Here is an 11,866-nt window from a genome sequence, read left to right on the forward strand (position 1 = left end):
CATGACAGACCAGAAAGAATCTCAGGACAAAACCCACTTCGGCTTCGAGCAGGTAAAAGTCGATGAAAAGCAGGCCAAGGTCGCCGATGTTTTTCACTCGGTTGCCAGCAAATACGACATCATGAACGACCTGATGTCCGGGGGTATCCACCGTATCTGGAAACGCCTGACCATCGAGCAGAGTGGCGTTCGCCGCGGCAACACTGTACTGGATATTGCCGGCGGCACCGGCGATCTGACCATGCGTTTCTCCCGGCTGGTGGGTTCTGAGGGCAAGGTTGTGCTCGCGGATATCAACGACTCCATGCTCAAAGTCGGCCGGGATCGGCTGATGGATCGTGGTATCACCGGTAACGTCGAGTTTGTCCAGGCCAATGCGGAAGCACTGCCGTTTCCCGACAACACCTTCGACTGCATCACCATCGCCTTTGGTCTGCGCAACGTCACTTACAAAGAGAAAGCCCTGGCGTCAATGGCGCGGGTGCTTAAGCCTGGCGGTAAAGTGATGGTGCTGGAGTTTTCCAAAACCAACAATCCATTGCTGACCAAAGCCTACGATATCTACTCATTTAATCTGTTGCCAAAAATTGGCAAGCTGATCGCCGGTGATGAGGACAGCTACCGCTATCTGGCTGAATCGATCCGCATGCACCCGGATCAGGAAACCCTGAAGGGGATGATGGAAGACGCGGGGCTAACCCAGTGTAAATACCAGAATATGACCGGCGGTGTAGTCGCCCTGCACACCGGCATCAAACCCTGAGCCGTTATGACGATCGCAACGATCAACGCCACCCTGCTGACACTCGCCGAAGCCTCGCTTAACCGGCTACTGCTTCTCAGCCCTGAAACCGTTGATCGGCTGACTCAGCTGGATGGCAAAGTCATTGCTATCCGGCTTACTTCACCCGCGGCATCCCTGTCAGTGCAGCCCGGTCCTTCCGGCCTGCAGATCGACCTGATGCAGCGTGATGATGCCGATGTCACCCTGAGCGGCAGCAGCAACGATTTTTTCCGCTTACTCAGCGCTGCAGAAAGCAGCGATGCGATGTTTGGCAAAACTATCAGGGTCTCCGGCGACAACGCGCTGGCAACCCGCTTCAGCCAGATTCTGGTGGATGCCGCGCTGGACTGGGAAGGAGTGCTGGCCCAGATCATCGGCGATCTGCCAGCCCACGAGCTGGGCCGCTTGCTGAAATGGAAAGCTGCATTCTATCTGCACAGCGGCAACAGCCTGAAGCTGAATCTGGAAGAGTATCTGAAAGAGGAGTTACAGCTGCTACCAAGCCGCCCGGAAGTGAACCGGTTCTCCAGCCAGGTTGACCAACTGCGGCAGGAAACCGAGCGCGCAGCCGCCCGGATCGAACGCCTGCGACAGAAGATTGAACACGCTTAACCCGACAGGTTAAAAAGGCTTTACCACCACCAGGATCAGAATCGGTATAAAGATCAGCAGCGGCAGCTCATTGAATAAGCGAAAATAACGCCCGCTGTTATCGAGCGTACCGGCACGCAGCCGCTGCAGATAGTTAAAGCACCAGAAGTGATAACCGATCAGAAATCCGACAAACAGCAACTTGGCATGCAACCAGGCGCCGGAAAACCCGAAGCCCAGCCAGAGCCATAACCCCAGTCCCAGGGTAAACAGCGCCATAATCGACATAAAGCTATACAGCTTACCGGCCATAATCCCCAGCCGGGCCACATCCTGGCCCGCCGCACGCCCCTCAACATAATGCACAAAGATACGTGGCAGATAGAAAATACCCGCCATCCAGCTGGTCATCGCCAGTATATGAAACACCTTAACCCACAACATCATCGTGATTCCTTATCGCGGTTCAGATAGCCTGTGTCTCAATCCGCAGCTGCTCACCCAGCTCAACGATCAGGTTGTCACCCGGATTAACCGCACCGACACCCGCCGGAGTGCCAGTCAGTACCACATCACCCGGCAGCAGCGTAAAGTAATGACTCATATAGGCGATCAGCGGCACAACTTTGTTAAGCATATGGCTGCTGTTACCGTTCTGGCGTAGCTGCCCATTAACCGTCAGACGGATCTGCTGATCCTGCAGATCACCCACCGCTACCGGCTCAAGAAACGCCGATAAAGGACAGGCACCATCAAACCCTTTGGACTTCTCCCAGGGATGCCCCTGATCCTTCAGCTTGCTCTGCACATCCCGCAGGGTCAGATCCAGGGCGATGCCCACCCCGGCCAGCGCAGCTTCAACTTCAGCATGGGTAGCATTTTTCAGCGTCTGGCCAATCAGTATGGCCATCTCGGTTTCGAAATGGACCGAGCCAAAATCCACCGGTACGCTAAACGTATCAGCCAGCGGCACAATCGCGGTCGAGGGTTTGATAAACAGCATCGGAGTGGTTGGCACCGGATTGTTCAGTTCCGCCGCATGGTCGGCATAGTTACGCCCGACACAAACCACTTTACCAACCGGCAGGTTCGCGGCGGTGCCATCTACATACTGATGCTTATACTGCATAATCAATGCTCCATACCCTAAGGGAATCGGTGAACAGATCTAACGGTCTGATATTGGTAAAACAGTTGTCAGAAACTCATTAAAGGAGTGGATATATCCCCTCTCTCAGTGGGCTTTGATCATACCCCTGGTAGTCAGAGAGCTCAATGCCAGAGCCAGCGACAGCGTCACCAGCAGCACCATCACCGATCCCAGTACCACTCCATCCCAGCCGCGCCACTGCCAGAAAGGATCAAGATAAAAACCACCGCTACTGGCGCCGAGATAATAAAACACCAGATAAAGCGAAGAAGCACTGGCACGGGCATGGGTCGCCTGATGGCTCACCCAGCTACTGGCGCTGGAATGGGCAAAGAAAAAACCAAAACTGTTGATAAAGAAACCCAGCACAATCAGGGGCAGTTCGCTGCTCAGGGTCACCAGGCTGCCGCTGATCAGAGTCAGAATACCCGCCTTGATGCAGTTAAGCTGACCAAACCGCTGTGCCAGACGGCCAGAAAGTGTCGACCCCACTGTGCCGGTCAGATAGGTAAGAAACAGCAAACCGATCCATACCGGGCTCAGATGGTAGGGCGCGTCCGACAGAACAAAAGTGATATAACTGTACTGATTGATAAAGATAAAGAAGTTCAGCCCGCCGATCAGATACACCAGCAACAGCAACGGATTACGCAGATGATCCCCAAGGCGGGATAGCATCGCAGACAGATTCAGGGGTTGCGGAGAAAACTGCCTTGATGCTGGCAACAACCACCAGAATAACAGCAAGCCGAAACAGCTGCCAATCCCCATCACCAGAAACAGATCAGCCCAGCCCAGCCATTCGCCAACAAAACCACCGATCAAACGGCCGGAGATACCACCCAGCGAGTTACCGCTGATATAGAGACCGACCGCCAGCATCATCGCTTTACGGGAATACTCATCGCCCATATAGGCAATAGCGATGGCCGGTAATCCACCGAGAAACAGCCCTTGCAGCCCCCGCAGCAGCACCAGCGTGGCAAAACTGTCCGCCTGCGACAGCAACAGTGTGCAGAGACACACACCGGTCATACTCAGCAGCATCAGCGAGCGCCGCCCGACAGCATCCGATAGCGGACCGTAAAACAACAAAGACAGACCCAGCATTAGCGTCGTCACGGTAAAAGACCAGCCCACCTCCAGCGTAGTAAGTGCAAACTCCTGCTGTAGCTCAGGCAGAATAGGCTGCGTGACATAAACATTGGCAAAAATCATAAACGAGCCGATGCACAACGCAAGGGTTGCCCGCCAGAACGGTTTGGTACCCGATTCAATCATTATAGCGCTCTCAAAAAAGATGCTATAAGCGTAGCAGTAGGCAAAAAATCACAGAAATATATTAAAATTATGATATTGATAAATAAGTGTGATGCTATATTCACTGTTATTGATGACTCATGTTAACCGCTCTTATCGTCAGGCCTCTCAATGGATATACGTTCGCTGCGCTGTTTTCATACCGTTGCCCGGGAAGCCAACTTCACCCGGGCCGCCGAAAAACTCCACCTGGCACAACCCGCTGTCAGCATGTCCATTAAGCGTCTGGAAGATCAGCTGGGGCTGACACTGTTTCATCGCAATGAACGGCGCATCACCCTCACCGATGAGGGAGAGCGGCTGCTGCTGCATGCCGAAAAGATACTTCAGGCGGTTGCCGATGCCGAGCTGGAGATGCAGGAACTGACCGGTTTAACCCGGGGGCAGGTGCGCGTTGGTATTCCCAGCATGCTTGGATCCTACTACCTGCCCGAACTGTTAATGGGCTTTCGTCACAGTTTTCCGGCACTGCAACTCTCCGTGGTTGAAGGGGGAACCACCCATATCCGCCAACAGATCGAAAAGGGTGACCTGGATATCGGCATTGTTGTTGATCGCGGCGAATCGGATGAGCTGGAGAGCGTTCATCTGATGCAGGTAGAGACCCTGGTGTGTGTCAGCCCGGATCATCCATTCGCCCGGCAAACCAGCATCAGCTATCAGGCCTTCCTGGATGAAGAACTGGTGCTCTTTAAGGAGGGCTTTTTTCACCGTCAGGTCACCGAGCAACTAGCGAAAAAGTACCATGTCACACCGAAAATCTCCTTTGAAACCAATCTTATTCCGCTGATTCAATCGGTGGTGCGTCACGGTTTTGGCATCTCGGCCCTGCTCCGCCCCGCCATCGATGATGCCCGCGATCTGGTCGGCATCCCCTTTGATGACCCCCTGCTGTTTAACCTGAGCATCGCCTGGCGTAAGCAGAGTTATCTGTCCAGAGCCAACAAAGCCTTTGTCGACTACCTGCTGGAGAACTCACCGACAACGCCAAACAGGTGACAATTTTGTCAAAGATATCTACTATAGCGCTCCCATTTATAGGAGTAATACAATGCTGACCGTGAACGAATACTTTGATGGTGCGGTGAAATCTATCGGCTTTGAAAATGCGGAAGGCAAAGTAACTTCCGGTGTGATGGCCGCTGGCGAATATGAGTTTGGTACCTCGGAAAATGAACTGATGAAAGTTGTCAGTGGTGAACTGGTTGTCAAACTGCCTGGCAGTGATGAGTGGCAAGCGTTCCCAACGGGCACAGAGTTCAGCGTTGCTGCCAATCAGAAATTCCAGCTGCAGGTGGCCAAGCCCACTGCATACCTGTGTTTCTACGGCTGATTAGCCCACAAAAACATGAATCCAAATCACTATTTATCTCATTAGTTGATTTGGATTCATCTTTAATTGAATGAAAATCCACCAAATACCCCTGCCGGGCCACACCCTTTTAGCGCAACACTGTGTTAACATAGCGCCCTTTCTTTTACCGGCTAATCCGGGGATGCCTGCCACACACAGGAACATCGCCACTTAAAAAAGAGATCCATACCATGAGCCAAAATACCTCTCTGGAAAAAAGCAAGATCAAGATTCTGCTGCTGGAGGGCGTGCACCAGTCAGCACTGGATACCCTGAATGCGCACGGCTATACCAATATTGAATACCTGACCGGCTCCCTGCCGGAAGCTGAACTGCTTGAGCGAGTTAAAGATGTTCACTTCATCGGTATTCGCTCCCGCACTCAGCTGACCGAAGAGGTATTTGACGCCGCGGATAAACTGATCGCAGTCGGCTGCTTCTGTATCGGCACCAACCAGGTAAACCTGGCCGCAGCAACCATGCGCGGCGTGGCTGTTTTCAATGCCCCCTACTCTAACACCCGTTCAGTTGCTGAGCTGGTAATCGCTGAAGCGATTATCCTGCTGCGCGGCGTGGCAGAGAAGAACGCTAAAGCACACCGGGGTGAATGGCAGAAAACCGCCAAAAACTCATATGAGATTCGCGGCAAGAAGCTCGGTATTGTGGGCTACGGCAGCATCGGTTCGCAGCTAAGTGTGATTGCTGAATCGCTGGGTATGCATGTTTACTTCTATGACATTGTCACCAAACTACCTCTGGGTAACGCAACCCAGCTGGGTTCCCTTAAAGAGCTGCTGAACACCTGTGATATCGTCTCTTTACACGTACCAGAAACCCCAGCCACTAAGGATATGATGGGCGCCGCCCAGTTCGCTGAGATGAAACAGGATGCCATATTCATCAACGCGGCCCGTGGCACCGTAGTGGTCATCGACGAGCTGTGTAAAGCACTGGCAGACAAGCGCCTGCTGGGTGCAGCAATCGACGTTTTCCCGGTTGAGCCACGCACCAATGAAGATGAGTTTATCTCCCCGTTGCGTGAATTCGACAATGTTATCCTGACCCCACACGTGGGCGGATCAACTCTGGAAGCTCAGGAAAATATCGGTTACGAAGTCTCTGAAAAACTGATCAAGTACAGCGATAACGGCTCCTCCATCACCTCTGTAAACTTCCCTGAAGTATCGCTGCCTGAACATGCTGACGTTCACCGTCTGCTGCATGTTCACGAAAACATCCCAGGGGTGATGAGTTCAATCAACAGTGTCTTTTCTGAGAACGGTATCAATATCAGCGGTCAGTACCTGCAGACCAATGAGAAAGTCGGTTACGTGGTTATCGATGTCAACGCAGATACATCAGAAGTTGCACTGGAAAAACTGAAACAGGTAAAAGGCACTATCCGTTGCCGCCGCCTGTTCTGATCGCTTAAATGTGATAATAAAAGGCAGCCTTGCGCTGCCTTTTTTATTGTCCGGACGGTTCAGTTTGCGGATTAATCATCTGCTCTATCAGGCCAAACACCTGTAATCGAATAGACGCCTCTTCATTCACCAGATGGTGGCGGGCTTTCTGTAACAGCTTAATCTCCAGCCCCGGATAGAGTCGCCCTATCACCCCAAGATTGTGTCGCCACTCCACTGTTTCATCATCAACCCCCTGAATGCAGAGCGGCTGGGTCGGTAAACTATCGGACTGCTCCACCTCCTTTATCCAGCGCAACATCGCACCGATCCAGCGTACCGGAATCCGGTGATGTTGTAGCGGATCACGGTAACGCACAAAATCCAGAAAGGCCTGATCCCCCGAGCTGGGGCCATAACTCCTGGGCACAGAGCGCAACAAAAAGCGTAACCAGCGATATTTACTGGTAATCTGCTGCCAGCCACAGGGACGCACCAGTGGTGCCAGAAACACCTGATTCTGTACCGGCCAGTCACGATAACCAAACTTAAGTTGCTGCTCCATCAGGATCGCCGCCCCGGTGCTCTGACCCAGCATGGTCCAGGGCGCTTTAAGCCGATCCTGACGACTATTCAGCAGCTCAGTCAGTTGGCGGGCATAGGTTTCAAAGTTGTCGATAGAGAGCGCAGTCCCCTGAGAAAGGCCATGTCCTGGCAGATCATAGATCAATACATCCCAGCCGATCTCCAGCAGATAGGAGATAAGATGACCGTACAGACCACTGTGGTCAAAATAACCATGCAGCACCACAACGGTGCCGCGACTCTCATCACGACAACAATAGTGCTGCACAAACAGACTGCAGCCGAGCACCGTCTGCCGGGAAGCAAACAGTTTATGTCCGGCATGCAGAATCGGATGCAGCTGATAATAGCTGAGATACTCCTCCAGCATCTCGCTGCTGCTGATACCATCCTCATGGTTATATACCGGAAGATTGTTGCGTAAGCATTTGGCATCTAACATCTGCATAATCCACTATTCCTTAAGCTCACCATCAACAGAGGCGATCAAAAAACGGGGCTGTCTTATAATTTAGGCCAGATTTGCAACTTATTCCTTGTGCACAGGTCATTGGCGTATATAGTAAACTGCATCACCATAAGGCACGATCTATGCGACTGTTATTTATATTTCTGCTTCTTTTCAGCCTTAACGGGCAGGCCGAACCCTCAGACCTCAATGCTGACCTGACACGCCTTGAGAGCCAGCTACAGCAGTTTGAAAAAGACCCTGAAAACCCTCTCAATACGCTATACCAGCAAACGGCACAACATATTCAGGAGATTATCAGCCAGCGGCAGCAGGCGAAGGACCTGCGGGTCGAGATCGAGGCTCAGCCTAAGCAGTTACAACAAGCGCGCCACCAAGCCCCCCAGCGCACGGCAAAGCTGCCTGAAACCCTGCCACCAGCAGCAGAGTTGCAACCGCTGCTGATCAAGACCAAAGCGGCGCTGATCGATTTGGAAAAGTATCAGGATGAACTGCAAGAGACCATTCGCAGCAGTGACAAGCTACTGCTGAGTAAGCGGGAAAAGCAAGCCTCCCTGCAGCAACAACTTAACAGTTCACTCAGTTCAGCTCCAGCGATTCCGCCAACAACTGAGCTACAGAAAGCCAGAGAGCAGCTGCGCATCTATCAACAAATGGCAATGGAATCGGCTCTGGAGGTCACCGAGCTGGAAATCCTGGTGTTGCCCGGCAGGGCGGAACTGGCAGCGTTGAACCTGAATAACCTGCAAGCGCAGATTCAGAGCTACAAAACCTGGATTAACACAGCCGAAGAGCACCTGCAGCAACAGAGCCGGGCCGCCGCAGAAAAAACCCTGAGCCAGCTGGAATCCGCCGACACTGATAACAACCCGGTGTTGCAACAGGCAGTTAACCGCAATAATGAAACGGCCGATCTTATCCGTCAGGGCCTTGCGGAAACAGAACAAACGGTCCAGCGCCGCAAGCAACTGGAACAGCAGCTACAGATTATCCGCCAGACCTATCAGGCCATTCAGTTGCAGCTTGAACTGGGAATTGGCTATACCGGCTCCGAGATTCGTAAACATATCCAGCAACTGCCGAAAAACCTTAAATCCGACAATACCCGCAGCCGTCTTAAAGAGCTGCGCCTCAGTCAGCTCACCCTGAGTCAGCCGACTCCTCCGGCAGACACTGCAGGCTTGTCAGCAACACAGAGCAGCAAACTAAACCAGTTACATCAGAGTTTCGCAGAACTGATCGCTGAACAGCGCTCCCTCCAGCAGAAACTGATCAGTGAACTGTCGCAGCTACTGCTGGTTCAGGAGCAATTCAATGCTCAGATAGCCGACAGTAAAGCACTGTTTAACAAACACCTGCTCTGGCTACCCAGCGCAGAGCCGATATCGGTTAAGTGGCCTGAACAGATCATCAGCGGTGTTATCGCCATCAGTAACGAGCTGCCAATGCTGTTACAGCCCTATCTGACCGTACTGGCCGATAAAATGTTTGTCCCCCTGCTGGCGTTGCTAATATCTCTGCCGATAGCACTGATCTGCCGCCGCTATCTGAACCGGCGTCAGCCGGTCTGGTGTAAGGAGATTGGCAATGTCAGTCTCGATCATATCAGCCATACGATCCGTCCATTGCTGTACAGCCCGCTGGTGGCGCTGCCAATCCCGCTGTTTCTCTACGCGCTGGGACGGCAGTTCGGTAAAGATGAAACTTCACTGCAGAACCTGTTTTATATTATCGCCTTTATCTGCTGGCTCTACCTGACAGTGATGCGCTGGCTGAAACAGCCTGATGGGTTATTAACCGGTCAGTTCGGTTTTCCAGAACAAACCGCGAGAAAATTGCGCAAGCGGCTGCGCTGGCTATTCTGGAGCAACACCCCCGCCATCGCCTTTCTCTTTCTGCTCGACCAGAGTAGCAATGAAACCGTTACCGCCGGACCGGCTCGCCTGCTTCTGCTGTTGATCACCATCGGCTTTACCCTGTTCTGGATCAGCCTGTGGCACGCAGCTCCCCAATCGGCTTCAAAACGCTTATGGAGCAATATCAGTGTCTGGATCGGCGTGATCATCGTCTTCAATCTGGCGATGGCCGGGCTGATTATCTGGGGTTACATGCTCTCGGCCGGTATTCTTATCGGCATGATGTTTCTGCTGGTGTGCATTGCCATTCTCGCCTACCTCATCTTCCATCTGGGACGGCGCTGGTTGTTGATCGAAGAGCGCAAACTCTACTTCACCCAGGCGCTGGCGCGCCGTGCAGAGATTCTCTCTGCACGGGAGGAGCAAAAAGATGTTCCTCCGGTGAAAGAGAACTTTGTCGATCTGCAAACCATCTCTGAACAGGGCAATATGCTGTTAAAAACAGTCACTGCACTGATTTTCTTAACCCTGGCATGGTTTACCCTGGGCTGGATTCTTCCCGCACTGGATGCGCTCGACACCGTAACACTCTGGTCTACCGGCAGTGGCGATAATGGGGTTCTCAATTTCATCACGCTGAAACAGATCATTTTTGCCCTGGCGGCGCTGACAGTCACCTTTATTGCTGCACGCAATCTGCCCGGGCTGTTCGAGCTGCTGGTGCTCAACTATCTGCCGCTGGCACCGGGCACCAGTTACGCCGTCTCCACCCTGCTGAAGTACTGTCTTTACATCACCGGTCTGATCAGCTTTCTTAACTTCCTCGGACTTGAATGGGGCAAACTTCAGTGGCTGGTCGCAGCACTGGGTGTCGGCCTCGGTTTCGGTCTGCAGGAGATCGTCGCCAACTTTGTCTCTGGCCTGATTATTCTGTTTGAAAAGCCGGTGCGTATCGGAGATACCGTCACCATCGGCGGCGTCACCGGTAATGTCAGCCGGATTCAGATCCGCGCAACCACCATTACCGACTGGGATCGCAAAGAGGTTATTATTCCCAACAAGACCTTTATCACCGACCAGCTGATCAACTGGTCGCTCACCGATGCGATCACTCGCATCGTCATACCGGTGGGCGTTGCCTATGGGTCCGATACTGAGCTGGTGACAAAACTATTGCTGCGTGCAGCAGAGGAGAACAGGAATGTTCTCTCAGACCCGGTACCAATGGCGTTCTTTCTGGCATTCGGTAACAGCACGCTGGATTTTGAACTACGCGCACATATCAGTTCGATGGATAAACGCAACCAGGCGATCCATGAACTACACGGCACCATCGACAAAATGTTTCGCGAACACAATATCGAGATCGCCTTCCCACAGATGGACCTGCACCTGCGCAGTAACGACACAGGCAAACCTGTGGATAAAGGTGATGAAGAGTAAAGACTGTATACAGGGATAAAAGGACATAATGCATGAGTGAAAATCTCAACCGAAAACTATTACATCAATGCCAGATAGCGGTTCGCTGGGGCGATATGGATGCTTACGGCCATGTCAACAATGCCCTCTACATGCGCTATCTGGAAGAGGCGCGGGTGCAGTGCCTGGCCTCAATTGGTGCAACCATGGATGGTAAAGGCACTGACCCGGTGATCATCAATGTGGGCTGTACGTTTCTCCGCCCTGTCACCTATCCGGCGACCCTGATTATAAAAAGTTATGTCGGCGAGATCGGCCGCAGCAGCTTTATGACCTGGTATGAACTGAGTACCACAGATAACCCCGACCAGCTCTGCACTGAGGGCTATTCCAAAGTGGTGTGGATGGATCACAGCACTGGCCGATCCGTTCCCTTGCCGGATATAATCCGACAAAATATCTCTTAACACGTAAAAAGGAGTTTAACGCGGATGAATGACGTTGCCGAGCGATCAACAGATACAGGCAGTAATGCCAAAATTGTTTATATTCTCTATCTGATAAGCCTGGTTGTAGGGGTCACCGGCATCATTGGCGTAGTGATGGCCTATGTCTATAAAAGTGATGCTCCCGACTGGCTGAAGAGCCACTATCAGTGGCAGGTTCGTACTTTCTGGATAGGATTTCTCTACGCCATCATCGGCCTGGTTACCCTGTTTATTCTGGTCGGCTATCTTATCCTGCTGTTCAACCTTCTTTGGTTTATAGTCCGCTGCATCAAAGGCCTCAGTGCTCTGGAAAAGCGGCAGCCAATGCCAGAACCAACCAGCTGGTTTTTCTGATAGCGATGTTGACAATAAGAAGCTGCCCGGTGCAGCTTTTTTAACCCCCAGAGCGCCGTATCAGCGGCCCTGAGCAGGCATTCCACAATG

General features: G+C 52.4%; 12 protein-coding genes. 8 read left to right on the forward strand and 4 right to left on the reverse strand.

Annotation, left to right across the window (positions count from 1 at the left end; translation table 11 throughout):
- Position 1: 1 nt before the first annotated feature.
- Complete coding sequence (gene ubiE, locus ACQY8X_RS14075) at positions 2-763, forward strand: bifunctional demethylmenaquinone methyltransferase/2-methoxy-6-polyprenyl-1,4-benzoquinol methylase UbiE (RefSeq protein ID WP_428035772.1); 762 nt, start codon at positions 2-4, stop codon at positions 761-763.
- Positions 764-769: 6 nt separating this feature from the next.
- Complete coding sequence (locus ACQY8X_RS14080; protein WP_428035773.1) at positions 770-1,396, forward strand: ubiquinone biosynthesis accessory factor UbiJ; 627 nt, start codon at positions 770-772, stop codon at positions 1,394-1,396.
- 9 nt (positions 1,397-1,405) lie between these two features.
- On the opposite strand, the gene ACQY8X_RS14085 is transcribed toward ACQY8X_RS14080, so the two are convergent.
- The 3 genes from ACQY8X_RS14085 to ACQY8X_RS14095 all read right to left on the reverse strand — a co-directional run bounded on the left by ACQY8X_RS14085 (position 1,406) and on the right by ACQY8X_RS14095 (position 3,806).
- Entirely contained in the window at positions 1,406-1,819 is a 414-nt protein-coding gene (locus ACQY8X_RS14085) for a CopD family protein (protein ID WP_428035783.1), read from the reverse strand.
- Between the two features lie 22 nt (positions 1,820-1,841).
- Positions 1,842-2,504, reverse strand: coding sequence for a fumarylacetoacetate hydrolase family protein (locus tag ACQY8X_RS14090; protein ID WP_428035774.1), 663 nt, complete (start codon positions 2,502-2,504; stop codon positions 1,842-1,844).
- A gap of 105 nt (positions 2,505-2,609) precedes the next feature.
- A complete protein-coding gene (locus ACQY8X_RS14095) occupies positions 2,610-3,806 on the reverse strand; it encodes an MFS transporter (protein WP_428035775.1) in 1,197 nt (398 codons plus the stop codon).
- A gap of 150 nt (positions 3,807-3,956) precedes the next feature.
- Here ACQY8X_RS14095 and ACQY8X_RS14100 point away from each other — a divergent pair, with 150 nt between their 5' ends.
- The 3 genes from ACQY8X_RS14100 to serA all read left to right on the forward strand — a co-directional run bounded on the left by ACQY8X_RS14100 (position 3,957) and on the right by serA (position 6,623).
- A complete protein-coding gene (locus tag ACQY8X_RS14100; RefSeq protein ID WP_428035776.1) occupies positions 3,957-4,844 on the forward strand; it encodes a LysR family transcriptional regulator in 888 nt (295 codons plus the stop codon).
- Positions 4,845-4,896: 52 nt separating this feature from the next.
- A complete protein-coding gene (locus ACQY8X_RS14105; RefSeq protein WP_428035777.1) occupies positions 4,897-5,178 on the forward strand; it encodes a pyrimidine/purine nucleoside phosphorylase in 282 nt (93 codons plus the stop codon).
- Positions 5,179-5,390: 212 nt separating this feature from the next.
- Entirely contained in the window at positions 5,391-6,623 is a 1,233-nt protein-coding gene (gene serA / locus ACQY8X_RS14110; protein WP_428035778.1) for a phosphoglycerate dehydrogenase, read from the forward strand.
- A gap of 43 nt (positions 6,624-6,666) precedes the next feature.
- On the opposite strand, the gene ACQY8X_RS14115 is transcribed toward serA, so the two are convergent.
- Entirely contained in the window at positions 6,667-7,635 is a 969-nt protein-coding gene (locus ACQY8X_RS14115; protein WP_428035779.1) for an alpha/beta hydrolase, read from the reverse strand.
- Positions 7,636-7,778: 143 nt separating this feature from the next.
- Here ACQY8X_RS14115 and ACQY8X_RS14120 point away from each other — a divergent pair, with 143 nt between their 5' ends.
- From ACQY8X_RS14120 to ACQY8X_RS14130, 3 genes are read left to right on the forward strand one after another with little or no spacing between them, the layout of a single operon-like run.
- Positions 7,779-10,955 carry a mechanosensitive ion channel domain-containing protein gene (locus ACQY8X_RS14120; RefSeq protein WP_428035780.1) on the forward strand — a complete coding sequence of 1,059 codons (3,177 nt, stop codon included), beginning with the start codon at positions 7,779-7,781 and terminating at the stop codon, positions 10,953-10,955.
- A gap of 32 nt (positions 10,956-10,987) precedes the next feature.
- Positions 10,988-11,401, forward strand: coding sequence for an acyl-CoA thioesterase (locus ACQY8X_RS14125; RefSeq protein WP_428035781.1), 414 nt, complete (start codon positions 10,988-10,990; stop codon positions 11,399-11,401).
- Between the two features lie 24 nt (positions 11,402-11,425).
- Positions 11,426-11,776 carry a DUF4870 family protein gene (locus ACQY8X_RS14130; protein ID WP_428035782.1) on the forward strand — a complete coding sequence of 117 codons (351 nt, stop codon included), beginning with the start codon at positions 11,426-11,428 and terminating at the stop codon, positions 11,774-11,776.
- The last annotated feature ends 90 nt before the right edge of the window (positions 11,777-11,866 follow it).

The sequence above is a fragment of the Amphritea sp. genome (assembly GCF_050300915.1).
Classification (GTDB): Bacteria; Pseudomonadota; Gammaproteobacteria; order Pseudomonadales; family Balneatricaceae; genus Amphritea.

What these genes read in the sequence shown, in the direction of transcription:
- ubiE (WP_428035772.1), top strand. Translation starts at nt 2, where the DNA reads ATGACAGACCAGAAAGAATCTCAGGACAAAACCCACTTCGGCTTCGAG.
- ACQY8X_RS14080 (WP_428035773.1), top strand. Translation starts at nt 770, where the DNA reads ATGACGATCGCAACGATCAACGCCACCCTGCTGACACTCGCCGAAGCC.
- ACQY8X_RS14085 (WP_428035783.1), bottom strand. Translation starts at nt 1,819, where the DNA reads ATGTTGTGGGTTAAGGTGTTTCATATACTGGCGATGACCAGCTGGATG.
- ACQY8X_RS14090 (WP_428035774.1), bottom strand. Translation starts at nt 2,504, where the DNA reads ATGCAGTATAAGCATCAGTATGTAGATGGCACCGCCGCGAACCTGCCG.
- ACQY8X_RS14095 (WP_428035775.1), bottom strand. Translation starts at nt 3,806, where the DNA reads ATGATTGAATCGGGTACCAAACCGTTCTGGCGGGCAACCCTTGCGTTG.
- ACQY8X_RS14100 (WP_428035776.1), top strand. Translation starts at nt 3,957, where the DNA reads ATGGATATACGTTCGCTGCGCTGTTTTCATACCGTTGCCCGGGAAGCC.
- ACQY8X_RS14105 (WP_428035777.1), top strand. Translation starts at nt 4,897, where the DNA reads ATGCTGACCGTGAACGAATACTTTGATGGTGCGGTGAAATCTATCGGC.
- serA (WP_428035778.1), top strand. Translation starts at nt 5,391, where the DNA reads ATGAGCCAAAATACCTCTCTGGAAAAAAGCAAGATCAAGATTCTGCTG.
- ACQY8X_RS14115 (WP_428035779.1), bottom strand. Translation starts at nt 7,635, where the DNA reads ATGCAGATGTTAGATGCCAAATGCTTACGCAACAATCTTCCGGTATAT.
- ACQY8X_RS14120 (WP_428035780.1), top strand. Translation starts at nt 7,779, where the DNA reads ATGCGACTGTTATTTATATTTCTGCTTCTTTTCAGCCTTAACGGGCAG.
- ACQY8X_RS14125 (WP_428035781.1), top strand. Translation starts at nt 10,988, where the DNA reads ATGAGTGAAAATCTCAACCGAAAACTATTACATCAATGCCAGATAGCG.
- ACQY8X_RS14130 (WP_428035782.1), top strand. Translation starts at nt 11,426, where the DNA reads ATGAATGACGTTGCCGAGCGATCAACAGATACAGGCAGTAATGCCAAA.